Origin of the sequence: Bacillus sp. V26 (genome assembly GCF_034296245.1) — a bacterium.
Lineage (GTDB): Bacteria > Bacillota > Bacilli > Bacillales > Bacillaceae > Bacillus > Bacillus halotolerans.
In genome coordinates, this window is record NZ_JAXKQF010000001.1 from 618,396 (window position 1) to 642,840 (window position 24,445).

Below are 24,445 nucleotides of genomic sequence, written 5' to 3' on the forward strand. Positions count from 1 at the left end.
GAAACCTTAATTCTAGAGTGACAAGGCCAAAATCAGTATAATGAAGAAAACGGGCAACTTTAGGCTTGAGGTGAAACAATGACAAAGATTTTTGCCCATCGGGGGGCATCAGGTCATTATCCCGAAAATACAATGATTGCATTTGAAAAAGGGATTGAAGACGGAGCAGACGGAATAGAGCTTGATGTTCAGCTGACAAAAGACGGACGTATTGCCGTTATTCATGATGAAAGGCTCGACCGGACGACATCCTTAAAAGGTTTCGTAAAGGACACGGTGTACGATGTCTTGAAAACCGCGGATGCGGCTGCCGGTCATCATCAAACAGTCGGCGATGTAAGGGTGCCGCTGCTTGAAGACGTGCTCTCGTGGGCTGAAAAAAAGGATTTTCTGATTAACATTGAATTGAAAAACAGCGTGATCCGCTATGAAGGAATGGAAGAAAAAGTGCTTGAGGCAGTAAAGCGATTCAAAATAGAAGAAAGAACGATTCTGTCCGCATTTAACCATGAAAGCTTAGCGTTATGCGGCCGGCTGGCACCCCATATTGAGCGGGCGGTGCTGACCTCAGATGTGCTTTATCAGGCTGATCAATATGTAAAATCCATTCCGGCAGCCGGCTACCACCCAAAGCTGCATAGTCCGGCGGTAACGGATGAAGTGCTGCAGCAAATGCGGAGCAGTTCGATTAAGGTAAGGCCTTTTACAGTCAATCGGCCAGACGATATGGAGCATTTGATGAAAATGGGAGCAGACGGCATTTTCACAGATTTTCCTGAGCGGGCTGCTGCCATCGCTAAGAAATTGAATAGAAGAAATTAGTTTTCAAGAAGGCTGCCGGAGCAGCCTTCTTTTTTCATTCATTCATACCTGTTTCAAAGCATACATTCATAGAAGACATCAAGAAATGTAAGCGCTGTCTATCTTCTGATTTGAGGTGGAACTATGAGGAAAACAGTTATTGTAAGTGCTGCGAGAACCCCGTTTGGCAAATTTGGCGGGGCATTAAAAGAAGTAAAAGCTGCTGAACTCGGGGGCGCTGCTATGAAAGAGGCGTTAAAGCGTGCCGGAGTCTCTGGAGATCAGGCGGAAGGCGCGGTCATGGGTATGGTTGTCCAAGCCGGTGCGGGCCAGATACCTTCCCGGCAAGCTGCCCGTTTAGCCGGACTGCCTTGGAGCGTGCCATCGGAAACGCTGAATAAAGTTTGCGCCTCCGGCCTTCGCGCTGTCACTCTATGTGACCAAATGATTCGGGCGCATGATGCGGACATTCTTGTTGCCGGAGGCATGGAGAGCATGAGCAATATTCCCTATGCTGTTCCCGCTGGCCGCTGGGGCGCGCGGATGGGTAACGGTGAGCTAAGGGATTTAATGGTTTATGACGGATTAATGTGCGCCTTTGATGAAGTGCACATGGCTGTTCACGGAAATACGGCGGCCAAGGAATATGGAATTTCACGTAAAGAGCAGGATGAATGGGCCCTTCGAAGCCACAAGCGGTCGGCCGAGGCGGCCGATGAAGGAAAGTTTGATGAAGAAATTGTTCCTGTCAGCTGGCTTGGCCGGAAAGGAAAAACAAACATTGTTGACAAAGATGAAGCGATTCGCCGCGATACCACTCTCGATCAGCTTGCGAAACTATCTCCGATATACTCGAGTGACGGATCCATTACAGCCGGCAATGCGCCGGGAGTCAACGACGGAGCGGGAGCATTTGTATTAATGTCTGAGGAAAAAGCCGCTGAACTTGGAAAGCGTCCTCTTGCAACCATTCTTGGTTTTTCAACAGCCGGAATGCAAGCGCATGAGCTTGCGGCTGCTCCGGGATACGCAATAAACAAGCTGCTGAAAAAGACCGGCTTTACATTACAGGATATTGATCTTTTTGAAATCAATGAAGCATTTGCTTCTGTTGTATTAACATGTGAAAAAATCGTCGGGTTTGATCTTGAAAAAGTAAACGTAAATGGCGGAGCGATTGCGCTGGGCCACCCGATCGGCGCTAGTGGTGCGAGAATTTTGATGACACTTGTGTACGAATTAAAGCGCCGGGGAGGCGGACTGGGTATTGCTGCTATTTGCAGCGGGGCGGCTCAGGGAGACGCTGTCTTGGTTCAAGTTCATTAAAACATTGACGGAGAAGGGGATTTGAATGGAAATCAAACATATCATGGTAGCCGGCGCCGGACAGATGGGAAGCGGAATTGCCCAAACAGCGGCTGAAGCCGGCTTTTATGTGCGGCTGTATGATTTGAATCCGGAGGCAGCGGATACTGGGTTTCAGCACATAAAAAAGCATTTGAACCGCGCTGCTGAAAAAGGAAGAAAGACGGAAGCTGAAGTGAAGGCTGTTATCAGCCGTATTTCGCTTTCTCCCGCGCTGGAGGAGGCGCAGCATGCGGATGTTGTGATTGAAGCAATTGCAGAAAACATGACGGCAAAAACTAAATTGTTCAAAAACCTTGATCATATTTGCCCGGCTCATACGCTTTTGGCCAGCAATACATCTTCCTTGCCTATAACAGAAATTGCAGCTGTCACAAATCGTCCAGAACATGTCATTGGCATGCATTTTATGAACCCCGTCCCTGTTATGAAACTGGTTGAAGTTATTCGCGGCCTGGCGACATCAGATGAAACGGCATCAACCATTACGGCATTAGCGGAAAAAATGGGGAAAACACCGGTCGAAGTCAATGATTTTCCTGGATTTGTCTCCAACCGTGTGCTTCTGCCAATGATTAATGAAGCCATCTATTGTCTTTATGAGGGGGTAGCTGAGCCAAACGCAATAGACCAGGTCATGAAGCTTGGCATGAATCACCCGATGGGTCCGCTTAAATTAGCTGATTTTATCGGGCTGGACACGTGTTTGTCGATTATGGAAGTCCTTCACTCCGGGCTTGGAGACTCCAAGTACCGTCCTTGCCCGCTGCTTCGTAAGTACGTTAAAGCAGGGTGGCTCGGCAAAAAGAGCGGACGCGGCTTTTATCATTACGGCGAGGAGAAGAATACCTGAAGTCAATTCCAATCCGGGGGTGGCCGAGTTGCATTTAACCCAAGAGCAAGTCATGATGCGAAAGATGGTGCGTGATTTTGCCCGAAAAGAAATTGCTCCTGCTGCGGAGGTCATGGAGAAAACAGATGAATTTCCATTTCAGCTAATGAAGAAAATGGGCGAACACGGCTTGATGGGAATACCAGTGCCGGAACAGTATGGCGGCGCTGGAGCGGACGTTGTTTCTTATATTTTGGCCATTCATGAGATTTCTAAAATCAGCGCGGCGGTCGGTGTCATTCTTTCGGTTCATTCCTCAGTGGGCACAAATCCGATTTTGTACTTCGGAAACGAAGAGCAAAAAGTGAAATATATACCGAAACTCGCCTCAGGCAACTACTTGGGTGCATTTGCGCTGACTGAGCCTTACTCTGGATCGGATGCCGGGAGCCTTCGCACCACAGCAATCAAAAAGAACGGCAAATATATTTTAAACGGATCGAAAATTTTCATAACAAACGGCGGTGCCGCTGACCTCTATATTACGTTTGCTTTAACAGCCCCAGGCCAAAACAGGAACGGGATTTCGGCTTTTATCGTTGAAAAGAACACACCGGGTTTTACAGTCGGTAAAAAAGAAAGAAAGCTGGGGCTTCACGGGTCCAATACAACAGAGCTGATATTTGAAAATGCGGAAGTGCCGGAAGAGAATTTGCTGGGCGAAGAGGGCGATGGATTTAAAATCGCGATGGCGAATCTGAATGTGGGGCGCATCGGCATTGCAGCACAAGCGCTGGGAATCGCAGAGGCTGCCCTAGAATATGCGGTTGCTTACGCGAAACAGCGTGTCCAATTCAACAGGCCTATCGCAGCCAATCAAGGCATATCGTTTAAGCTCGCCGATATGGCGACAAGAGCAGAGGCGGCAAGGCACCTTGTCTATCATGCGGCAGATCTCCATAACCGCGGCATGGCCTGCGGAAAGGAAGCGTCCATGGCTAAACAATTTGCTTCCGATTCAGCGGTGAAAGCTGCGCTTGAGGCAGTCCAGATTTATGGAGGATATGGTTATATGAAGGATTATCCGGTCGAACGGCTGCTTAGGGATGCAAAGGTAACACAAATTTATGAAGGTACAAATGAAATTCAAAGACTCATTATTTCCAAGCACCTGCTTGGCGCAATCTGACAGATAATAACGCAAAGCGGAGGTTGAGAATATGGATGGTAAACAGCATTTTTCTCCAGGTCTGGACGGGGTCGTCGCGGCAGAAACGGATATTTCTTATCTTGACACACAGTACAGCCAGATATTGATTCGAGGCTATGATTTAATTGATCTTTCAAAAACCAAAAGCTATCTAGAACTGGTGCATCTATTGCTGGAGGGGAGGCTGCCGGATGAAAATGAAACGGAAACGGTCAAAAGGAAGGTCAACAGCGCTTCAAACCTGCCGGCTGACATTGTCCGTCTTCTTGAGCTGCTGCCTGAACATACTCATCCGATGGATTGTCTGCGAACCGGGGTATCGGCTCTTGCCGGCTACGATCGCCAAATTGACGATCGGTCGCCTTCTGCAAACAAGGAACGCGCCTATCAGCTATTAGGGAAAATGCCTGCGCTCACAGCAAGCAGCTATAGAAAGATAAATAAAGGAAAACCGATTCTCCCGCTCCAGCACCTATCCTACAGCGCGAATTTCTTATACATGATGACAGGGAAAATACCGTCCGCATTGGAAGAGCGGATCTTTGACCGTTCACTCATTCTGTACAGCGAGCATGAGATGCCGAATTCAACCTTTACGGCCAGGGTGATTGCTTCAACACAATCGGATCTTTATGGCGCATTGACAGGAGCTGTAGCTTCTTTGAAGGGGAATCTTCATGGAGGCGCAAACGAAGCCGTCATGTATATGCTTTTGGAGGCAAAAACAAAGGCTGATTTTGAACATATCCTGTTATCAAAACTGAGAAGAAAAGAAAAAATCATGGGCTTCGGCCACCGGGTGTACATGAAAAAAATGGACCCGAGAGCGCTTATGATGAAAGAAGCGCTTCAGCAGTTATGCGATCAAGCCGGAGATCACCGTTTATACGAAATGTGTGAAGCAGGAGAGCAGCTGATGGAGCGGGAAAAAGGGCTTTATCCGAACTTGGATTATTACGCCGCCCCGGTGTATTGGATGCTTGGCATACCAATTCCATTGTTTACACCTGTCTTTTTCAGTGCGAGAACGGCAGGCTTATGCGCACATGTGATTGAACAGCATACCAATAACCGCTTGTTCCGCCCGCGTGTCCGCTATACCGGCCCGCGATATGAGAACACATCCAAATCATGAAAGGAATTGGTCGAATGCTGAAAACGGATCATGTCATTGAAGAAATAACAGACTATGTGCTTGAGAAAGAGATTACGAGTTCAGAAGCGTTTACAACGGCAGGTCACGTTTTGCTGGATACACTCGGCTGCGGGATTTTAGCGCTCCGCTATCCCGAATGCACCAAGCTGCTCGGCCCGATTGTGCCGGGAACCAGTGTGCCAAACGGAAGCAGAGTGCCGGGAACGTCATATGTTCTTGATCCTGTACGGGCAGCATTTAACATAGGGTGTATGATCCGCTGGCTTGACTACAATGATACGTGGCTTGCGGCGGAGTGGGGGCATCCGTCAGATAACTTAGGCGGCATTCTTGCGGCGGCTGATTATGTATCGAGAGTGAGGCTGTCTGAAGGAAAAGAGCCATTAACGGTTCGCGATGTCCTTGAAGCGATGATCAAGGCTCACGAAATTCAAGGCGTGCTGGCTTTAGAAAACAGCTTAAACCGAGTCGGGCTTGATCATGTGTTGTTTGTCAAGGTGGCAACGACGGCTGTAGCCGCAAAGCTGCTGGGCGGCGGAAGAGAAGAAATCAATCATGCGCTTTCGAATGCTTGGATTGACAATGCCGCCTTGCGGACATACCGGCATGCACCTAATACAGGCTCGCGCAAATCGTGGGCCGCAGGAGATGCGACCAGCAGGGGCGTTCATCTCGCACTGATGGCGCTAAAAGGCGAAATGGGTTATCCGACAGCTTTGACCGCTCCGGGCTGGGGCTTTCAAGACGTATTATTCAATAAGAAAGAGATCAAGCTCGCCCGCCCGCTTGACGCGTATGTCATGGAAAATGTGTTGTTCAAAGTCTCTTATCCTGCGGAATTCCACGCTCAGACAGCGGCAGAGTGTGCCGTCATTCTTCATCCGCATGTCAAAGATCGTATCGATGAAATTGACCGTGTTGTGATCAGAACGCATGAATCAGCTATTCGCATCATTGATAAAAAAGGCCCGCTGCATAATCCCGCGGATCGCGATCATTGTCTGCAATACATCACAGCGATTGGTTTAATATTCGGTGATATCACTGCACAGCATTATGAGGCTGATACGGCAAGTGATCCAAGAATAGATAAACTTCGAGAAAAAATGGAAGTGACTGAAAACAAAGCATATACGGAAGATTATCTCAAACCAGATAAACGCTCCATTTCAAATGCCGTTCAGATTCATTTTAAAGACGGAACGAGTACAGAGATGGTTGAATGTGAATTTCCGCTGGGGCATCGTTTTCGAAGAGACGAGGCTGTGCCAAAATTGTTAGAAAAGTTTTCTGCGAATCTCAAAACCCATTTTTCTGAGAAACAGCAAAAACATATTTACAAGCGCTGCACCAGCTCTGAAACATTACAAACGATGCGCGTAAACGATTTTGTCGATATGTTCTGTATGTGAAAGGAGGACTCATATCATGTCTTGGATCGTCAATGAGCAATCGTCACAAGAAGAGCTTGCTGAACGCTTCCGCAAGCTGATGTGTGCGCCGGAAATATTGCAAATTCCCGGCGCTCATGACGGGATGGCCGCCTTGCTTGCGAAGGAGGCCGGTTTTTCTGCCTTATACTTATCGGGTGCGGCTTATACGGCCAGCAGGGGGCTGCCTGATCTCGGAATTGTTACGTCGGCAGAAATGGCCGAACGGGCAAAAGATCTCGTGCGCGCAGCAGACCTGCCTTTGCTCGTTGATATCGATACGGGCTTTGGCGGGGTATTAAACGCTGCCCGCACCGCCCGCGAGATGCTGGAAGCAAGGGTGGCAGCTGTGCAAATAGAGGACCAGCAGCTTCCGAAAAAATGCGGGCATTTGAATGGCAAACAGCTTGTCCCGGCTCAGGAATTGGCGCAAAAAATAAAAGCCATTAAACAAGCGGCACCATCACTTGTGATTGTCGCCCGTACAGATGCAAGAGCGCAGGAAGGGCTTGAATCCGCAGTAAAACGCGCTTTGGCATACATTGAGGCGGGAGCGGACGCGATTTTCCCGGAAGCGCTTCAAACGGAAAACGAATTTCGCCAGTTTGCTGAACAGATCCCTGTCCCGCTTCTTGCCAATATGACTGAGTTTGGGAAAACGCCGTATTATCATGCAGATGAATTTGCTGCTATGGGGTTTCAGATGGTGATCTATCCGGTCACCTCGCTCAGAGCTGCGGCAAAGGCTTATGAACGGATGTTTAGCTTGATAAGGGAGCGCGGATCGCAAAAAGAAGGGCTTGATGATATGCAGACGCGTAAGGAGCTGTATGAAACGATTTCTTATTATGATTATGAAGCACTGGACAAAACGATTGCCAAAACCGTCTTGCCTGATAAATAATGCGAACAAAAAAGCCGGAGCATTCTCCGGCTTTTTTACATCTTTTGTTTTCTGAATCGCGGACTGACTTGATTGCGTTTCCTGTCTCTGTACAAGATGAACCCGGCCAGCACATACAGGCCGAAAACGAAAAAGATTAATCCTGATAAACCTTGGAGCCAAAGAGAAGAAAACGGCTTTACCGTATGGCCGAAAAGCATATCTCTCATCAGTTTAATGCCTAAAGCAGAAATGGCGCCGGGGAGCACTAAAATCAAAAGCGCAAGAAGTCGGCTCATGTTCAGAAAACCCCTTTATTTTTCATTTCCTTTATTGTCCAGCGGAAAAAATATTTTGTCAAGAGAAGAAAACGTGGTAACATAGGGTTGTGCAAATTATTGCAACGGAAAAAACAGGTATGCAAATTTTTTCATGCAAAGGGGTATCGGGATGCAGAAGGTACTGATCGTAGGTGCCGGTAAAAGGGGAACGGCGTTATTACAAATTCTCATTAAAACAGCCATCATAGACATTATTGCCGTGGTTGACAAAAACCCCGAAGCGCCGGGATTAAAAGAAGCAAAACATTATGGAATTGCCGTTTCATCTGATTGGAAACCATACATACAACAAAAGCCGGATATCGTCATTCATACAACGGGTGATCAAGCTGTACTTGACGAACTCCTTCAGGAAAAACATGAGCAGACCATTGTTATGCCGGGAAAGATGGCTTACATTGTGTTTCAGCTTATGGAAGAAAAACAGCAGCTGATTCAAATGCTAAAAGAACAAACATACAAACATGACCGAATCTTTAATTCCACCCACGACGGAATGATTTTTATTGATATCAATGAAGAGATCATTCTGTTTAATCATATGGCTGAAAATATGGTGGGAAAACAACGTGAGGAAGTCATTGGACGCCCAATCAAAGAAGTCATCCCGAGCACAAAGATGCCTCGGATTTTAAAAACGAGAGAGCCTGAATACAATCAAAAACAGCTCTTGGGTGAAAATTTGCAAATTGTAACAACAAGGCTGCCGATCATTGATGAAGGCGGACGTCTGCTCGGAGCACTCAGTGTATTTAAGGATATTACAGATGCGGTCGAGCTGGCGGAGGAAGTGACAAATCTAAAACAGGTGCGTACGATGCTGGAGGCGATTATACAATCCTCCGACGAGGCGATTTCTGTCGTTGATGAAAACGGCATTGGCCTGTTGATCAATAAAGCATACACAAAAATGACTGGGCTTTCTGAAAAAGAAGTCATCGGCAAGCCGGCGAGCACTGATATTTCTGAAGGGGAAAGCATGCATTTAAAGGTGCTTGAGACAAGACGCCCAGTGCGCGGCGTCAGACTGAAGGTCGGCCCAAATGAAAAAGAGGTCATCGTCAATGTAGCACCGGTGATTGTGGATGGCATTTTAAAAGGCAGTGTCGGAGTGATCCATGACGTGTCAGAAATTAAAATGCTGACCGCGGAGCTTAACAGAGCCAGACAGATTATCCGCACGCTCGAAGCGAAATATACCTTTGACGACATTATCGGCAAAAGTGAGCAAATGCTGGTGGCGCTTGAGCAGGCGAAGCTTGGAGCGAAAACGCCGGCAACGATTTTGCTGCGCGGAGAATCGGGCACGGGCAAAGAGCTGTTTGCCCATGCCATCCATAACGAAAGCGACAGGAAATACAATAAATTCATCCGCGTAAATTGCGCCGCTCTTTCAGAAAATCTTCTGGAATCAGAACTGTTTGGCTACGAGGAAGGCGCGTTTTCGGGAGCGAAGCGCGGCGGCAAGAAGGGCTTATTTGAAGAAGCCAATAACGGCAGCATTTTCTTAGACGAAATCGGCGAGCTGACGCAAAATATGCAGGCGAAACTGCTGCGCGTCCTTCAAGAAAAAGAGATCGTCAGAGTGGGAGGCACGAAGGCAATCCCTGTTAATGTAAGAATTATTGCAGCCACAAATGTAAATATCGAAAAAGCAATGGCGGATGGGACGTTCCGTGAAGATCTGTATTACCGCATCAATCGCTATCCCATCTCTATCCCCCCTTTGCGTCAGCGGATTGAAGACATTGAAGCGCTCAGTGAAAGGCTCATTCAAAAAATTAACCGCGATTACGGCCGGAATGTAAAGGGACTGACCCAGCAGGCTTTGCGGGCATTGTCGGCTTACCATTGGCCGGGGAATGTCCGTGAGCTGGAAAATGTCCTTGGACGAGCAATGATTTTTCTGAAGCCGCACATGGAATGGATTGAAAAAGAGCATTTGCCTGTATTTGAAATAGAACAAAAAGAAAACAGCGCAGAACAGGGAGCCGGTTTTGATTTTCCTGACATCGAAGGCGAAAAGCTGTCTAAGGCCGTTGAAAAATTTGAAGCGCACTTGATTCAGCAAACGCTGGAAAAGCATCATTTTAACCGTACGAAAACAGCGAAAGCCCTCGGCGTCAGCATTCGAAATTTATATTACAAAATGGATAAATACGGCCTTGCAAATGAAGGCATGCAATAATTTGCAGAATAAGCGCAAACGTCTGCACGAATCTTTCTTCGCATCCATCATGACAGCATCGCACCGAGCTGGCATAGAACTTGCATAATAAAAAGCGGAGTCGAGACAAGAAAGGTGGTAACTGATGAAGCTGAAAGATTTGATCGGCAAAGCGTCGATGTACAAAAACAAGACCATTGCGGTTGCTCATGCTGAGGATGAGGAAGTGATCCGGGCTGTGAAACTGGCAGCCGAGCATTTGTCCGTCCGTTTTTTATTAGTGGGCGACAGCAAAAAACTGAACGACCTGACATCATCCATCCAAGGGCATCAAGTGGAAATCATTCATGCCAATACGCCGGAGGAATCGGCGAAGCTAGCGGTTCGCGCTGTTCATCAAAAAAAAGCAGACGTCTTAATGAAAGGGAATGTGCCGACTTCTGTTTTGCTTAAAGCGGTATTAAACAAACAGGAAGGGCTGCGGAAATCCCGTGTCCTTTCTCATGTGGCCGTGTTTGATATTCCTGACTTTGAGAGACTGATGTTTGTGACAGATTCGGCTATGAATATTGCCCCTTCGCTGGAGGAGCTTCAGCAGATTCTTCAAAATGCTGTTCATGTCGCGCGTGCTATAGGGAACAATATGCCAAAAGCGGCTGCCCTTGCAGCGGTAGAAACGGTAAATCCGAAGATGGAAGCGACGGTCAATGCAGCTGCTCTCGCCCAAATGTGCAAAAGAGGGCAGATTAAAGGGTGCATTGTAGATGGACCGCTTGCCTTGGATAACGCAGTATCGCAAATTGCCGCAGCTCAGAAAAAGATTTCAGGAGACGTAGCGGGCAGCGCCGATATCCTTCTTGTCCCTTCGATTGAAGCGGGAAATATTTTATATAAATCACTGATTTATTTTGCGAAAGCACACGTGGCGGCTGTCATTACGGGGGCCAAAGCGCCGATTGCATTAACGAGCAGAGCGGATTCCGCTGAAAACAAACTGTATTCGATCGCGCTGGCATTATGCGCATCTGAAGAATACACACTTTAGGAGGAACTGATATGGAACTTTTTAAATATATGGAGCAGTACGATTATGAGCAATTGGTTTTCTGCCAAGACGAACAATCCGGATTAAAGGCAATTATCGCAATTCATGATACAACGCTTGGACCAGCGCTCGGCGGAACGAGAATGTGGACGTATGAAAATGAAGAAGCTGCGATTGAAGACGCACTGAGACTTGCAAGAGGCATGACCTATAAAAACGCGGCGGCAGGCTTAAACCTGGGTGGCGGAAAAACGGTTATCATTGGCGATCCGCGCAAGGATAAAAATGAAGAAATGTTCCGCGCGTTCGGCCGTTATATTCAAGGGCTTAACGGCAGATACATTACGGCTGAGGATGTCGGCACAACGGTTGAGGATATGGATATCATTCATGATGAAACAGATTTTGTCACAGGTATTTCCCCTGCATTCGGCTCTTCAGGAAATCCGTCTCCCGTTACGGCTTACGGGGTGTATAAAGGCATGAAGGCTGCCGCTAAAGCTGCATTCGGCACGGACTCTCTTGAAGGAAAAACCATCGCTGTACAGGGTGTTGGCAACGTGGCTTACAATCTATGCCGCCACCTTCATGAAGAAGGAGCAAGCTTAATCGTTACGGATATCAACAAGCAATCAGTTGAACGTGCGGTACAAGATTTTGGTGCACGTGCGGTTGATCCAGAAGATATTTATTCTCAGAACTGCGATATTTATGCGCCGTGTGCTCTTGGTGCAACCATCAATGACGATACTATTAAGCAGCTGAAAGCTAAAGTGATTGCAGGCGCGGCTAACAATCAGCTGAAAGAAACTCGCCACGGCGATCAAATTCACGAAATGGGCATTGTTTACGCACCAGACTACGTCATCAACGCGGGCGGCGTTATCAACGTGGCGGATGAGCTTTACGGCTATAATGCGGAACGTGCACTGAAAAAGGTTGAGGGCATTTACGCCAATATTGAACGTGTCCTTGAAATTTCCCAGCGTGACGGCATTCCGACGTATTTAGCGGCTGACCGCTTGGCTGAAGAACGAATTGAACGCAATCGCCGCTCAAGAAGCCAGTTTTTGCAAAACGGCCACCATATATTAAGCAGACGCTAAGAAATTGATCTGGAGGTTTTGAAATGCTACATGATGAAAAACGCATTCTCACCATTAATCCAGGCTCAACTTCAACGAAAATCGGTGTTTTTCATAATGAACGCAGTATTTTTGAAAAAACACTGAGACACAACATAGAAGAGCTGCAGCAGTTCGACCATATTATTGACCAGTATGAGTTTCGAAAAAAGCATATCCTCGAAACGCTTCATGAACAGGGCATCAATATTTCAAAATTTGATGCTGTCTGTGCCAGAGGCGGTCTTCTCCGCCCGATAGAAGGCGGGACATATGAAGTGAATGACGACATGATTGAGGACTTGAAAAGCGGTTATGCAGGACAGCATGCCTCCAATTTAGGAGGCATTATCGCAAGAGAAATTGCTGACGGCCTCAACATTCCATCTTATATTGTAGACCCTGTTGTAGTTGACGAAATGTCAGAGCTCGCTAAAATATCAGGCATGCCGGAAATTGAACGGAAAAGCATTTTTCATGCTTTAAACCAAAAAGCTGTCGCCCGTAAGGCGGCAGCCTCTCTTGGCAAACGATATGAGAATATGAAAATGATCATTACTCATTTGGGCGGCGGCATTACAATAGGTGTACATGACCGGGGTCGGGTGGTGGATGTCAACAACGGCCTTCACGGAGAGGGGCCGTTGAGTCCTGAACGCGCAGGAACAGTGCCTGCAGGGGATCTCGTCAATTTATGCTTTTCAGGAAAATATACAAAAGAAGAAATGATGAAAAAACTGGTGGGAACCGGCGGGCTCTCCGGTTATCTCGGTACAAATGACGCTGTGAAAGTAGAACAAATGATTCAGGAGGGCGATGAAAAAGCCCGCTTAATTTTTGACGCCATGGCGTATCAGGTAGCGAAAGAAATCGGAGCAGCAAGCGCCGTTTTAAAAGGCGAAGTCGAGGCCATTGTTCTGACAGGAGGTCTGGCTTACGGCAAAAGCTTTGTTTCCAGCATCAGATCATACATAGATTGGATTTCGGACGTTTTAGTATATCCGGGAGAAAACGAACTGCAATCTCTGGCACAAGGGGCGCTCAGGGTATTGCAGGGCGAAGAGCAATCCAAACAATATTGCATTGAATAGACAGACAGGAGTGAGTCAGATGGCAACTGAGTATGATGTAGTCATTCTGGGCGGCGGTACAGGCGGTTATGTCGCGGCGATCAGAGCGGCGCAGCTCGGCTTAAAAACAGCCGTTGTAGAAAAAGAAAAGCTCGGCGGAACATGCCTGCATAAAGGCTGTATTCCGAGTAAAGCGCTGCTTAGAAGCGCGGAAGTGTACCGGACAGCCCGTGAAGCCGATCAATTCGGAGTCGAAACGTCCGGCGTTTCCCTCAACTTTGAAAAGGTACAGCACCGTAAGCAGGCTGTTGTCGATAAGCTTGCAGCAGGCGTCAATCATTTAATGAAAAAAGGAAAAATTGACGTGTATGACGGATATGGGCGCATCCTCGGACCGTCTATTTTCTCTCCGCTGCCGGGAACGATTTCTGTTGAACGTGGAAATGGCGAAGAAAATGATATGCTGATCCCGAAGCAGGTCATTATAGCTACAGGTTCAAGGCCGAGAATGCTTCCGGGTCTGGAAGCGGACGGAGAGTTTGTTTTGACCTCGGATGAAGCGCTCCAAATGGAGGAGCTTCCAAAATCGATGATCATCGTCGGCGGAGGGGTCATTGGAATCGAATGGGCATCCATGCTTCATGACTTTGGCGTAAACGTAACGGTTATTGAATATGCGGACCGGATATTGCCGACTGAAGACCAGGACATTTCAAAAGAAATGCAAAGCCTTCTTAAGAAAAAAGGAATTCAGTTTGTCACAGGAGCTAAAGTGCTGCCTGATACGTTGAAAAAATCGTCAGGCGAAATCAGCATACAAGCGGAAAAAGACGGAGAAACCGTTACCTACTCTGCTGAAAAAATGCTCGTTTCCATCGGCAGACAGGCAAATATCGAAGGAATCGGTATAGAAAACACCGATATTGTCACTGAAAATGGCGTCATTTCAGTAAATGAAAGCTGCCAAACGAAGGAATCTCATATTTATGCAATCGGAGACGTAATCGGTGGCCTTCAGTTAGCTCATGTTGCATCGCATGAAGGAATCATTGCCGTTGAGCATTTTGCGGGCCTCAATCCGCATCCACTTGATCCAACACTTGTACCGAAGTGCATTTACTCAAGCCCTGAAGCTGCCAGTGTCGGCTTAACAGAAGATGAGGCAAAAGCGAATGGGCATAATGTCAAGATCGGCAAGTTCCCATTTATGGCAATTGGAAAAGCGCTTGTATATGGAGAAAGCGACGGATTTGTAAAAATCGTGGCGGACCGTGAAACGGATGATATTCTCGGCGTGCATATGATAGGCCCGCATGTCACTGACATGATATCAGAGGCAGGTCTTGCAAAAGTGCTGGATGCGACGCCATGGGAGGTCGGACAAACGATCCACCCGCACCCGACGCTGTCTGAAGCGATTGGAGAAGCAGCGCTTGCTGCAGATGGCAAAGCCATTCATTTTTAAAAGCATAAAGGAGGCGCTTGAATGAGTACAAACCGACATCAAGCATTAGGGCTGACTGATCAGGAAGCCGTTGATATGTATAGAACCATGCTGTTAGCAAGAAAAATCGATGAAAGAATGTGGCTGTTAAACCGCTCTGGTAAAATCCCTTTTGTTATCTCTTGTCAAGGACAGGAAGCAGCACAAGTAGGAGCAGCTTTCGCCCTTGACCGTGAAACGGATTATGTGCTGCCTTACTATAGAGACATGGGTGTCGTGCTCGCGTTTGGCATGACTGCGAAGGACTTAATGATGTCCGGGTTTGCCAAAGCAGCAGATCCAAACTCAGGAGGCCGCCAAATGCCGGGGCATTTCGGTCAAAAGGAAAACCGGATCGTGACGGGGTCGTCTCCGGTAACAACGCAAGTGCCGCATGCGGTCGGCATTGCGCTGGCTGGACGCATGGAGAAAAAAGATATCGCGGCTTTTGTCACATTTGGAGAAGGATCTTCAAACCAAGGCGATTTCCATGAAGGGGCAAACTTTGCCGCTGTTCATAAGCTTCCGGTTATTTTTATGTGTGAAAACAACAAATACGCGATTTCGGTCCCTTACGATAAGCAAGTAGCATGTGAAAATATTTCAGATCGTGCCGTAGGCTATGGAATGCCTGGCGTAACTGTGAATGGAAACGATCCGCTCGAAGTTTATCAAGCGGTGAAAGAAGCGCGTGAACGGGCGCGCAGAGGAGAAGGCCCTACCTTAATTGAGACGATTTCTTACCGCCTGACTCCGCATTCCAGCGATGACGACGACAGCAGCTACAGAGGCCGTGAAGAAGTAGAGGAAGCGAAAAAAAGTGATCCCCTGTTTACTTATCAAGCTTACTTAAAGGAAATAGGCCTGCTGACCGAAGAGATAGAACAAACCATGCTGGACGAAATCATGGCAATCATAAACGAGGCGACAGATGAAGCGGAGAACGCTCCTTATGCAGCTCCTGAGTCAGCGCTCGATTATGTGTATGCGAAGTAGGGAGGAAGTATAAATGTCAGTAATGTCATATATTGATGCGATCAATTTGGCAATGAAAGAAGAAATGGAACGAGATTCACGTGTCTTCGTTCTTGGGGAAGATGTAGGAAAAAAAGGCGGTGTATTTAAAGCCACAGCCGGTCTGTACGAACAATTTGGAGAAGAGCGTGTCATGGATACGCCGCTTGCTGAATCAGCGATCGCCGGAGTCGGTATCGGAGCGGCTATGTACGGCATGAGGCCGATTGCTGAAATGCAGTTTGCTGATTTTATTATGCCGGCGGTAAACCAGATTATTTCTGAGGCTGCTAAAATCCGCTACCGCAGCAACAATGACTGGAGCTGCCCGATCGTTGTCAGAGCGCCGTACGGTGGCGGTGTGCACGGAGCGCTTTATCATTCTCAATCAGTCGAAGCGATTTTCGCCAATCAGCCCGGACTGAAAATTGTGATGCCTTCAACGCCATATGACGCGAAAGGACTTTTAAAAGCCGCAGTTCGTGATGAAGACCCGGTGCTGTTTTTTGAGCATAAGCGCGCGTACCGTCTGATCAAAGGAGAGGTTCCGGCAGATGATTATGTACTTCCTATCGGCAAAGCTGATGTAAAAAGGGAAGGCGACGACATCACGGTGATCACATACGGGCTTTGTGTCCACTTTGCTTTACAGGCTGCAGAACGTCTCGAAAAAGACGGCATTTCTGTACATGTGGTGGATTTAAGAACGGTATACCCGCTTGATCAAGAAGCGATCATCGAAGCCGCATCCAAAACCGGAAAGGTCCTTTTGGTCACAGAAGATACAAAAGAGGGCAGTATCATGAGTGAGGTGGCTGCCATAATATCCGAGCATTGTCTGTTCGACTTAGACGCGCCGATCAAACGGCTTGCAGGTCCTGATATTCCGGCTATGCCTTATGCGCCGACAATGGAAAAATACTTTATGGTCAATCCTGATAAAGTAGAAGCGGCGATGAGAGAATTAGCGGAGTTTTAAAGACGTAAGGAGGATACGATCATGGCAATAGAACAAATGACGATGCCACAGCTTGGCGAAAGCGTAACGGAGGGCACAATCAGCAAATGGCTTGTCGCCCCTGGAGATAAGGTGAACAAATACGATCCGATTGCGGAAGTCATGACAGATAAGGTAAACGCGGAGGTTCCGTCCTCTTTTACCGGTACAATAACAGAGCTTGTGGGAGAAGAAGGCCAGACCCTGCAAGTCGGAGAAGTGATTTGCAAAATCGAAACAGAAGGCGCAAAGCCGGCTGAACAAAAACAAGATCAGACGGAAGCGCTAACTGACAGGCAAGCTGCTCCTGAAAGCCACACTGAAGCAGCCAGCCAGGCCAATAAGAAACGTTTTTCTCCAGCCGTACTTCGTTTGGCAGGAGAGCACAGCATTGATCTTGAGCAAGTGACAGGAACGGGCGCCGGAGGAAGGATTACGAGAAAAGATATTCAGCGTATCATTGATTCAGGCGGCGTTTCCGAACGGACTGAGGAGCCAAAAGCAGCAGCTCCTGCACCAGCGCAAAAACAGGAGACGAAAGAAGACGTTTCTTATCCTGCTTCAGCAGCCGGGGATAAAGAAATTCCTGTCACAGCTGTTAGAAAAGCGATAGCTTCAAATATGAAACGAAGCAAAACAGAAATTCCTCACGCTTGGACGATGATGGAAGTCGATGTCACAAACATGGTGGCATACCGAAACAGTATAAAAGATTCCTTCAAGAAAACAGAAGGCTTTAATTTAACTTTTTTCGCTTTTTTCGTAAAAGCGGTCGCTCAGGCGTTAAAAGAATACCCGCAAATGAACAGCATGTGGGCGGGGGACAAAATCATTCAGAAAAAAGATATCAATATTTCAATCGCGGTTGCCACGGAAGATTCTTTATTTGTTCCGGTGATCAAAAACGCTGATGAAAAAACAATTAAAGGCATTGCGAGAGAAATTACCGACCTTGCCAAAAAGGTGAGAGACGGAAAACTGTCAGCAGACGATATGCAGGGAGGAACGTTTACCGTCAACAATACAGGTTCTTTCGGATCTGTTCAGTCGATGGGAATCATCAATTATCCTCAGGCTGCGATTCTTCAAGTGGAATCGATCGTCAAACGCCCGGTTGTCATGGATCACGGCATGATTGCGGTCAGAGATATGGTCAATCTGTGCCTGTCTTTAGATCACAGAGTGCTTGACGGCCTCGTGTGCGGAAGATTCCTGGCGCGTGTCAAAGAAATTTTAGAATCTATAGATGAGAAAACCTCTGTCTACTAAACAAACAGAAAGAGCATTTTTTGAACGATAACTTCAAAAAATGCTCTTTTTTATGTACCATTATTCTGTGATTCGAATTTTCATCTCAACCCGATATTCTTCTTGTTTTTTCGGAGAATAATGAATCGGTATGATTAACTCGTAAACATCACTGATAACCGTTAATTGACGGTCCGCGATATACTTAATCAGCTTCTGTAAGTTGAGAAAATAATGCTCCGGAGAGAAATTATAAGCGATACAAACATATTTGCCTTTTGGTATCGTTGTGATTTCCATATCCGGCGTAATCGAAGAAATTTGTTTATTCGTTAAGACAGGCGTGAAAATATGACGGTAAGTCATTTCATCAATGTTGTTGTACGGCTGAAACGAGAAAGTAGCACCGTAGCTATTGTTCGTAAACCCATCAGCTGATTCGATAAAGGTTTTTAGTTTGCTGTATGAAGCGTTGAGCACGTTTTCAGGCCCGATTCCCTCTGCCTCTGTCTGTATAATCCGTATTTCTTCTTCATCTAGAACAAACACCTCACCGAGCGCAGGATATTCCATCTGCCGTTTCATTCGCTTTTTCACCAGAGCAATGGTCTGCTCCAATGTTGATAAAAAATCTAATTTCTCCCTGATTTGCTTTTCCTGCTCTGTATAAAAAGAAAACAGTTCTTCCATCTCTAATTCCTGTGCCTTTTTCATCTCTTCTAAAGGTGTGCCGATATATTTTAATGATTTAATCAAATCAAGATGATAGAGCTGGGAGTCTGTATAAAAGCGGTATTTGGTATCCGGGTCGACGTAGGCGGGTTTAAATAAATCAATCTTATCATAATAACGAAGCGCTTTAATCGACACATTTGCCAGTTTTGAAACTTGTCCAATTGAGTAATACGAGTCCTTCATGCCATCACTCCCCTTATGATCAGTATAATAAAAAAGCGCATCCTTTGCAGTACACAAAGAATACGCTTTTTTTACATGCTGGCTTTTATATGGGCAGGGGCTTTCCAGGCAATGGTCAGCGCAATGCCTATGGCTAAAGCTGCTGTTGCAAAATAGAATGGATAGTTTAAGTCAATATCGAATAGCATTCCCCCGATAATGGGGCCGAACACATTGCCGATACTCGTAAACATGGAATTCATCCCGCCGGCAAATCCCTGTTCATTTCCCGCAATTTTTGACAGATAGGTTGTTACGGCCGGCCGCATAAGATCGAATCCGACAAATACGGTGAAGGTAACTAATAAAATCGCAGCATATGAATTTACGATGGTCAGCAAAAACACAAGACTTGTTGAGAGAATTAAGCTGTAGCGGATTAAACGGATTTCCCCAAACCACCTTGTGAAGCGGTCGAATAAGACGACTTGCGTGATGGCTCCGACAATTGCTCCCCCAGTTATCAAAATGGCAATGTCACTGGCCGTAAATCCGAATTTATGATCAACGAATAACGCAAATAAAGATTCAAATGATGCTAATCCAAAAGACGATATTAAAATGATGAGAAAAGCAATGAAATACATAGGTGCAAAAATCCGCTTGAATCCTGTCTTTTGGCCCTCTATTTTCTCATTCTCAGGATTTCGCTCCGGTTCCCGAAGCGTTAGCATCGATAAAATGGCTGCTATTAACGCAAAGGCTGCCGCAAAGAAGAAAGGCAGACGGGAATGGATTTCCGCTAAAAATCCGCCAATGCCGGGACCGATAATAAAACCTGTTGAAATAGCGGCTGACATATAGCCGAGCGCTTTCGGCCGTGTTTTAACAGTAGTGATATCGGCGATAAAAGCCGTGACCCCGGGCATAATGAAAGCAGCACTGATGCCGCCAAGCATACGGGATATAAATAAAATGTCAACTGTTTTTCCGATGCCGAATAAAAACTCTGAAACACTAAAAAACAACAGGCCAATCACGATCATAATTTTGCGTCCGAAGCGGTCAACCCAGCGTCCGGCGATTGGTGACACAATAAGCTGCGTAACAGCAAAGCATGCAACCATATAGCCGACCGCGGTACCGGATAAATGCAATTCATTCATAATCGCGGGCGTTACCGGAATCACAAGCCCGATCCCTAAAAAGGCAATGAATAAATTGGTTAATAATATAACTAATGTGATGTTCTGTTTCTTCATGTGACTTCCCCTTTTTACGAAAGTGTATCCCTTATACTGTAAGACCTCCTCTTAGGGGAGAGTCAACGAATTTCTTTCTATGAAGCTGTTCGCTCTTCATAAACGTCCTTTACCAGCGGACAGTTACTCATTGCGGGGAATAAGCATGTCAATGTGCTGCGGAAGGACTTGAATCACAGCCGGTGTATGTGTGTACACCTCTCCATCTGTATCAGCCTTTTTAACAGTATCCGTTTCAATTTCGATACGAGAGGCCTGAACATAGGACAGCTCACCGGTGAACAGCTCTATTGTGCCTTGTTCCATATTCATCAGCTCGCGCAAAGCGGAGAGATTGGTGCTGCGGCAAATGAGGATATCAAGTAATCCGTCACATATACTGGCATCCGGCAGGGGAATTCGATTCGTTCCGATGTACTGTCCGTTCATGACAAGCAGCATAACAGCTTCATCTTTTATCTCTTGCCCATCGATTGTCAATGAAATAGGAAAGGATTCAGCAGATGAGACGGTCCGTAACGCGCTTGTAAAATAGCTGATTTTTCCTAATAGCGCTTTTTCCGTTTCGTTGATTTGATTCGATGTTTCTGCGATCAGCCCGATCCCCCAGAAATTCAAAAAATAACGATCGTTCATCTGGCATACATCAACCTTGGATTTTTTTCCTGACACGAGTGCTTCGGCTGCCTTTGCAAGATTTTGAGGAATGTCCAGCACTCTTGAAAAGTCATTGCACGTTCCGCCGGGCAAAATACCGACAGCTGGCCTTCTTTCTAACGTACTGATGCCATTGATGCATTGATGGACTGTACCGTCGCCGCCGAGAATAAAGACAGTCTCGACAGAATCATCTATCGAACGGCAAAAATGATAGGCATCGTCTTTTTTCTTTGTCTGTTTAATGATCACCTCATCTAACGATTGTGATAACACCGGCACAACAGTTCCTAATGCTTTTTCTATATTTTTGTTGCCGGCGTTTCCATTATGAATAAGTAAAGCTTTCCTGTGGCTCATACAAAACTGCTCCTTTATTTATACATCTGATTATATAATTCCCTTTTCTTGTAAGCAGTAAACGGAAAGCAAAAAATCCTCCGATATAAGCGGTGGCATTTGCCGATAAGGCGGTTTCCTTGCTATCATAAGAACAGATGATGAAAAAGGAGAGGTCTTCATTGAACATGGACTTTAATTTATTTATGAATGATGTTGTCCGCCAAGCGAGACAAGAAATTGCGGCTGCCGGATATACCGAGCTGAAAACAGCTGAAGAGGTGGACGAGGCACTTACGAAAAAAGGAACGACGCTTGTCATGGTCAACTCTGTCTGCGGATGCGCGGGCGGGATCGCAAGACCGGCTGCATACCATTCCGTTCATTATGACAAAAGACCTGACCAGCTCGTGACTGTGTTTGCGGGACAGGATAAAGAAGCGACGGCAAGAGCGCGCGAATATTTCGAAGGATATCCGCCATCTTCTCCGTCATTTGCTATTCTAAAAGACGGGAAAATCATGAAAATGGTGGAGCGTCATGAAATTGAAGGCCATGAGCCGATGGCAGTTGTCTCAAAACTGCAGGAAGCCTTCGAAGAATATTGCGAAGAAGTATAAGATAAAACCCCGGATGCCTGAGCGGCACGGGGTTTTTTTGTGCATAAAATTCCAAGTCATAATGAATAAATATTAGAGTTTATTTAATGGCTACGCTACAGAAGATGTCCTTTTATCTAGTAATATGAAAAGAGATTGCTGGAAAAATAAGCTCCGAGATAATTTTTAAAAATAGTATTGCATAAAAATAAGAAAGTGTTTAAAATACAAATTAACGAATAAATATTCAAATGTGATAAAAGTAATGAATATGGGGGAAATGGATCATGAAAAAATGGCTCTTATTACTGATAGCTGCGTGCATCACCTTTGCATTATCTGCTTGCGGCTCAAGCAGTTCAGGTTCAGAAAGCGGCAAGAAAAAATTAGTTATGGGAACTTCGGCGGATTACAAACCGTTTGAATATAAAGATGGCGATAACATTGTCGGTTTTGATGTAGATTTGGCAAAGGCCCTTGCGAAGAAAACCGGCTATGAAATTGAAGTGCAGGATATGGACTTTAACAGCTTAATTACAGCACTGAAATCAAAACAAGTGGATTTGGTTTTGTCAGGAATGACACCGACGCCTGATCGTAAAAAACAAGTTGATTTTTCCGATGTATATTACACAGCGAATCATATGATTGTCAGCAAAAAAGACAGCGGCATTAAGTCTTTAAAAGATCTGAAAGGAAAAACTGTCGGCGTTCAGCTTGGCTCCATTCAGGAAGAGAAGGGGAAAGAGCTTTCTCCGGAATATGATTTCAAAACAGAAGACCGCAACAGAATTTCTGATTTGGTGCAGGAAATCAAATCTGACCGCTTTGACGCCGCGATTATTGAAGACATGGTGGCAGAAGGGTATTTCAAATCAAATGATGACCTGCAGGGCTTCGTGATTCCTGATGCGAAAGCGGAAGAAGCCGGTTCTGCGATTGCTTTCAGAAAAGACAGTGAGCTGACGGACAAATTCAATAAAGCGCTCAAAGAAATGCAAGATAACGGAGAGCTCGATAAATTGAAGAAAAAATGGTTCACTGGCGAGAAGTAAAAAAAGCGGCTCAACTTTTTCGTTGAGCCTTTTTATTGAATAGGAAATCTTTTTTCCTGTAAGAAAAGGAGACAAAGGCTATGAATTTGGATTTTTCAGCAACGATCCCCCAAATTCCTTTTATATTAGAAGGCTTAGCAATCACATTAAAAATTGTTGTGGTATCTGCTGTTATCGGACTTATATTAGGGATTGTGCTAAGCTTATGCAAGATCAGCACATTCCGCCCGCTGATCTGGATTGCTGATTTTTACACATCAGTATTTCGCGGCACGCCTTTAGTGCTGCAGCTTATGATTGTTTATTTCGGGCTCCCGCAGCTGCTCGGCTTTCAAATTGACCAGTTTTGGGCGGCGGTTGTCGCATTATCACTGAATTCCGCTGCTTATGTATCGGAAATTATCAGAGCGGGAATCAACGCAATTGATAAAGGGCAAAAAGAGGCTGCTGTCGCACTGGGTGTTCCGTACGGCAAAATGATGAAGGATCTGCTTTTGCCGCAGGCCTTCAAAAATATATCACCTGCCATTGTAAATGAATTAATTACGTTAACAAAAGAATCGGCGATCGTTACAGTTATTGGTCTTGGCGATGTCATGAGACGCGCATATCAAGCTGGCGCCGCCACTTACAATTACCTTGAGCCGCTGATTATCGCCGGATTGATTTATTATGTGCTTGTCCTTATTTTAACGTTTATCGGCAAGGCTGTAGAAAGGAAGCTGAAATCCAATGATTAAGGTTGAAAAGCTGTCAAAATCATTTGGGAAACATGAAGTATTAAAAAACATTTCAACAAACATCGCTGAAGGTGAGGTTGTTGCCGTCATCGGCCCTTCAGGCTCAGGCAAATCAACATTTCTTCGCTGTTTGAATCTTTTGGAGAAACCTAACGGCGGAACCATCACAATTAAAGACAAAGAGATCACGCAGCCGAAAACCAATACATTAAAGGTACGGGAAAACATCGGAATGGTATTTCAGCATTTTCATCTTTTTCCGCACAAAACGGTTCTCGAAAATATCATGTACGCACCTGTAAATGTCAAAAAAGAATCAAAGCAGACTGCACAGGGAAAAGCCGAAGAGCTGCTGCGCAAAGTCGGATTGTTTGAAAAGCGAAATGACTATCCAAACCGTTTATCAGGCGGACAAAAGCAGCGTGTCGCCATCGCTCGTGCTTTGGCAATGAATCCTGAAATCATGCTGTTCGACGAGCCGACATCCGCGCTTGACCCTGAAATGGTCAAAGAAGTGCTCCAGGTCATGAAAGAACTGGTCGAAACCGGTATGACTATGGTAATCGTTACACACGAAATGGGCTTTGCAAAAGAAGTGGCCGACCGCGTGTTATTTATGGATGAAGGAATGATTGTCGAGGATGGCAATCCGAAAGAATTTTTTCTTTCGCCGAAATCCAAAAGAGCGCAGGACTTTTTAGAAAAAATATTATAGAATATAGAGAAAAAG

At 46.0% G+C, this 24,445-nt stretch carries 23 protein-coding genes; 19 read left to right on the top strand and 4 right to left on the bottom strand.

The window, feature by feature from the left end; translation table 11 throughout:
- Positions 1-78: 78 nt before the first annotated feature.
- From UJ203_RS03390 to prpB, 7 genes are all read left to right on the top strand, one after another.
- The gene (locus UJ203_RS03390; RefSeq protein ID WP_322008598.1) at positions 79-822 is read left to right on the top strand and encodes a glycerophosphodiester phosphodiesterase; all 744 of its coding nucleotides are present in this window, start codon (positions 79-81) and stop codon (positions 820-822) included.
- 123 nt (positions 823-945) lie between these two features.
- A complete protein-coding gene (locus UJ203_RS03395; RefSeq protein ID WP_322008599.1) occupies positions 946-2,127 on the top strand; it encodes an acetyl-CoA C-acetyltransferase in 1,182 nt (393 codons plus the stop codon).
- 25 nt (positions 2,128-2,152) lie between these two features.
- Positions 2,153-3,019, top strand: coding sequence for a 3-hydroxybutyryl-CoA dehydrogenase (locus UJ203_RS03400; RefSeq protein ID WP_322008600.1), 867 nt, complete (start codon positions 2,153-2,155; stop codon positions 3,017-3,019).
- 28 nt (positions 3,020-3,047) lie between these two features.
- The gene (locus UJ203_RS03405) at positions 3,048-4,187 is read left to right on the top strand and encodes an acyl-CoA dehydrogenase (RefSeq protein WP_322008601.1); all 1,140 of its coding nucleotides are present in this window, start codon (positions 3,048-3,050) and stop codon (positions 4,185-4,187) included.
- 31 nt (positions 4,188-4,218) lie between these two features.
- A complete protein-coding gene (mmgD, locus tag UJ203_RS03410) occupies positions 4,219-5,343 on the top strand; it encodes a citrate synthase (RefSeq protein ID WP_322008602.1) in 1,125 nt (374 codons plus the stop codon).
- 14 nt (positions 5,344-5,357) lie between these two features.
- Positions 5,358-6,776 (top strand): bifunctional 2-methylcitrate dehydratase/aconitate hydratase, encoded by a 1,419-nt coding sequence (locus UJ203_RS03415; RefSeq protein ID WP_322008603.1) that lies wholly within the window; start codon positions 5,358-5,360, stop codon positions 6,774-6,776.
- A 16-nt stretch (positions 6,777-6,792) separates the two neighbouring features.
- Positions 6,793-7,698 (top strand): methylisocitrate lyase, encoded by a 906-nt coding sequence (prpB, locus tag UJ203_RS03420; RefSeq protein ID WP_322008604.1) that lies wholly within the window; start codon positions 6,793-6,795, stop codon positions 7,696-7,698.
- A 35-nt stretch (positions 7,699-7,733) separates the two neighbouring features.
- On the opposite strand, the gene UJ203_RS03425 is transcribed toward prpB, so the two are convergent.
- Complete coding sequence (locus tag UJ203_RS03425; protein WP_024121990.1) at positions 7,734-7,976, bottom strand: DUF2627 domain-containing protein; 243 nt, start codon at positions 7,974-7,976, stop codon at positions 7,734-7,736.
- Positions 7,977-8,127: 151 nt separating this feature from the next.
- Here UJ203_RS03425 and UJ203_RS03430 point away from each other — a divergent pair, with 151 nt between their 5' ends.
- From UJ203_RS03430 to UJ203_RS03465, 8 genes are all read left to right on the top strand, one after another.
- Entirely contained in the window at positions 8,128-10,206 is a 2,079-nt protein-coding gene (locus UJ203_RS03430) for a sigma 54-interacting transcriptional regulator (protein WP_322008605.1), read from the top strand.
- 124 nt (positions 10,207-10,330) lie between these two features.
- Positions 10,331-11,230: a phosphate butyryltransferase gene (gene yqiS, locus UJ203_RS03435; RefSeq protein WP_322008606.1), complete on the top strand. Its 900-nt coding sequence runs from the start codon at positions 10,331-10,333 to the stop codon at positions 11,228-11,230.
- A gap of 11 nt (positions 11,231-11,241) precedes the next feature.
- The gene (bcd, locus tag UJ203_RS03440) at positions 11,242-12,336 is read left to right on the top strand and encodes a branched-chain amino acid dehydrogenase (RefSeq protein WP_044154665.1); all 1,095 of its coding nucleotides are present in this window, start codon (positions 11,242-11,244) and stop codon (positions 12,334-12,336) included.
- Positions 12,337-12,359: 23 nt separating this feature from the next.
- Positions 12,360-13,445 carry a butyrate kinase gene (buk, locus tag UJ203_RS03445; RefSeq protein WP_105955610.1) on the top strand — a complete coding sequence of 362 codons (1,086 nt, stop codon included), beginning with the start codon at positions 12,360-12,362 and terminating at the stop codon, positions 13,443-13,445.
- Between the two features lie 19 nt (positions 13,446-13,464).
- On the top strand, positions 13,465-14,889 hold the full coding sequence (gene lpdA, locus UJ203_RS03450; RefSeq protein ID WP_105991959.1) for a dihydrolipoyl dehydrogenase: 1,425 nt from the start codon (positions 13,465-13,467) through the stop codon (positions 14,887-14,889).
- 21 nt (positions 14,890-14,910) lie between these two features.
- Complete coding sequence (gene bfmBAA, locus UJ203_RS03455) at positions 14,911-15,903, top strand: 3-methyl-2-oxobutanoate dehydrogenase subunit alpha (protein ID WP_024121984.1); 993 nt, start codon at positions 14,911-14,913, stop codon at positions 15,901-15,903.
- 13 nt (positions 15,904-15,916) lie between these two features.
- Positions 15,917-16,900: a 3-methyl-2-oxobutanoate dehydrogenase subunit beta gene (gene bfmBAB / locus UJ203_RS03460; RefSeq protein ID WP_103672249.1), complete on the top strand. Its 984-nt coding sequence runs from the start codon at positions 15,917-15,919 to the stop codon at positions 16,898-16,900.
- A 21-nt stretch (positions 16,901-16,921) separates the two neighbouring features.
- Entirely contained in the window at positions 16,922-18,187 is a 1,266-nt protein-coding gene (locus UJ203_RS03465) for a dihydrolipoamide acetyltransferase family protein (RefSeq protein ID WP_322008607.1), read from the top strand.
- Positions 18,188-18,247: 60 nt separating this feature from the next.
- Here the strand turns inward: UJ203_RS03465 and UJ203_RS03470 are convergent, their stop codons facing one another.
- The 3 genes from UJ203_RS03470 to UJ203_RS03480 form a co-directional block, all read right to left on the bottom strand.
- Positions 18,248-19,084, bottom strand: a complete 837-nt coding sequence (locus tag UJ203_RS03470; protein WP_322008608.1) for a MerR family transcriptional regulator — start codon at positions 19,082-19,084, stop codon at positions 18,248-18,250.
- Positions 19,085-19,155: 71 nt separating this feature from the next.
- Positions 19,156-20,325 carry a multidrug efflux MFS transporter Bmr gene (bmr, locus tag UJ203_RS03475; protein ID WP_322008609.1) on the bottom strand — a complete coding sequence of 390 codons (1,170 nt, stop codon included), beginning with the start codon at positions 20,323-20,325 and terminating at the stop codon, positions 19,156-19,158.
- A gap of 123 nt (positions 20,326-20,448) precedes the next feature.
- On the bottom strand, positions 20,449-21,342 hold the full coding sequence (locus UJ203_RS03480; RefSeq protein WP_322008610.1) for a YegS/Rv2252/BmrU family lipid kinase: 894 nt from the start codon (positions 21,340-21,342) through the stop codon (positions 20,449-20,451).
- A gap of 161 nt (positions 21,343-21,503) precedes the next feature.
- Here UJ203_RS03480 and brxB point away from each other — a divergent pair, with 161 nt between their 5' ends.
- The 4 genes from brxB (at position 21,504) to artR (ending at position 24,430) form a co-directional block, all read left to right on the top strand.
- Entirely contained in the window at positions 21,504-21,941 is a 438-nt protein-coding gene (brxB, locus tag UJ203_RS03485; protein ID WP_248338821.1) for a BrxA/BrxB family bacilliredoxin, read from the top strand.
- Positions 21,942-22,207: 266 nt separating this feature from the next.
- Entirely contained in the window at positions 22,208-22,975 is a 768-nt protein-coding gene (gene artP, locus UJ203_RS03490; protein WP_095713240.1) for an arginine ABC transporter substrate-binding protein ArtP, read from the top strand.
- 80 nt (positions 22,976-23,055) lie between these two features.
- Positions 23,056-23,715: an arginine ABC transporter permease ArtQ gene (gene artQ / locus UJ203_RS03495; protein WP_044154690.1), complete on the top strand. Its 660-nt coding sequence runs from the start codon at positions 23,056-23,058 to the stop codon at positions 23,713-23,715.
- Positions 23,708-24,430 (top strand): arginine ABC transporter ATP-binding protein ArtR, encoded by a 723-nt coding sequence (artR, locus tag UJ203_RS03500; protein ID WP_024121976.1) that lies wholly within the window; start codon positions 23,708-23,710, stop codon positions 24,428-24,430. The genes artQ and artR overlap by 8 nt, the downstream gene beginning before the upstream one ends.
- Positions 24,431-24,445 lie beyond the last annotated feature (15 nt).

Coding starts and splice junctions, on each gene's coding strand:
- UJ203_RS03390 (WP_322008598.1), top strand. CDS start 79: ATGACAAAGATTTTTGCCCATCGGGGGGCATCAGGTCATTATCCCGAA.
- UJ203_RS03395 (WP_322008599.1), top strand. CDS start 946: ATGAGGAAAACAGTTATTGTAAGTGCTGCGAGAACCCCGTTTGGCAAA.
- UJ203_RS03400 (WP_322008600.1), top strand. CDS start 2,153: ATGGAAATCAAACATATCATGGTAGCCGGCGCCGGACAGATGGGAAGC.
- mmgD (WP_322008602.1), top strand. CDS start 4,219: ATGGATGGTAAACAGCATTTTTCTCCAGGTCTGGACGGGGTCGTCGCG.
- UJ203_RS03415 (WP_322008603.1), top strand. CDS start 5,358: ATGCTGAAAACGGATCATGTCATTGAAGAAATAACAGACTATGTGCTT.
- prpB (WP_322008604.1), top strand. CDS start 6,793: ATGTCTTGGATCGTCAATGAGCAATCGTCACAAGAAGAGCTTGCTGAA.
- UJ203_RS03425 (WP_024121990.1), bottom strand. CDS start 7,976: ATGAGCCGACTTCTTGCGCTTTTGATTTTAGTGCTCCCCGGCGCCATT.
- UJ203_RS03430 (WP_322008605.1), top strand. CDS start 8,128: ATGCAGAAGGTACTGATCGTAGGTGCCGGTAAAAGGGGAACGGCGTTA.
- yqiS (WP_322008606.1), top strand. CDS start 10,331: ATGAAGCTGAAAGATTTGATCGGCAAAGCGTCGATGTACAAAAACAAG.
- bcd (WP_044154665.1), top strand. CDS start 11,242: ATGGAACTTTTTAAATATATGGAGCAGTACGATTATGAGCAATTGGTT.
- buk (WP_105955610.1), top strand. CDS start 12,360: ATGCTACATGATGAAAAACGCATTCTCACCATTAATCCAGGCTCAACT.
- lpdA (WP_105991959.1), top strand. CDS start 13,465: ATGGCAACTGAGTATGATGTAGTCATTCTGGGCGGCGGTACAGGCGGT.
- bfmBAA (WP_024121984.1), top strand. CDS start 14,911: ATGAGTACAAACCGACATCAAGCATTAGGGCTGACTGATCAGGAAGCC.
- bfmBAB (WP_103672249.1), top strand. CDS start 15,917: ATGTCAGTAATGTCATATATTGATGCGATCAATTTGGCAATGAAAGAA.
- UJ203_RS03465 (WP_322008607.1), top strand. CDS start 16,922: ATGGCAATAGAACAAATGACGATGCCACAGCTTGGCGAAAGCGTAACG.
- UJ203_RS03470 (WP_322008608.1), bottom strand. CDS start 19,084: ATGAAGGACTCGTATTACTCAATTGGACAAGTTTCAAAACTGGCAAAT.
- bmr (WP_322008609.1), bottom strand. CDS start 20,325: ATGAAGAAACAGAACATCACATTAGTTATATTATTAACCAATTTATTC.
- UJ203_RS03480 (WP_322008610.1), bottom strand. CDS start 21,342: ATGAGCCACAGGAAAGCTTTACTTATTCATAATGGAAACGCCGGCAAC.
- artP (WP_095713240.1), top strand. CDS start 22,208: ATGAAAAAATGGCTCTTATTACTGATAGCTGCGTGCATCACCTTTGCA.
- artQ (WP_044154690.1), top strand. CDS start 23,056: ATGAATTTGGATTTTTCAGCAACGATCCCCCAAATTCCTTTTATATTA.
- artR (WP_024121976.1), top strand. CDS start 23,708: ATGATTAAGGTTGAAAAGCTGTCAAAATCATTTGGGAAACATGAAGTA.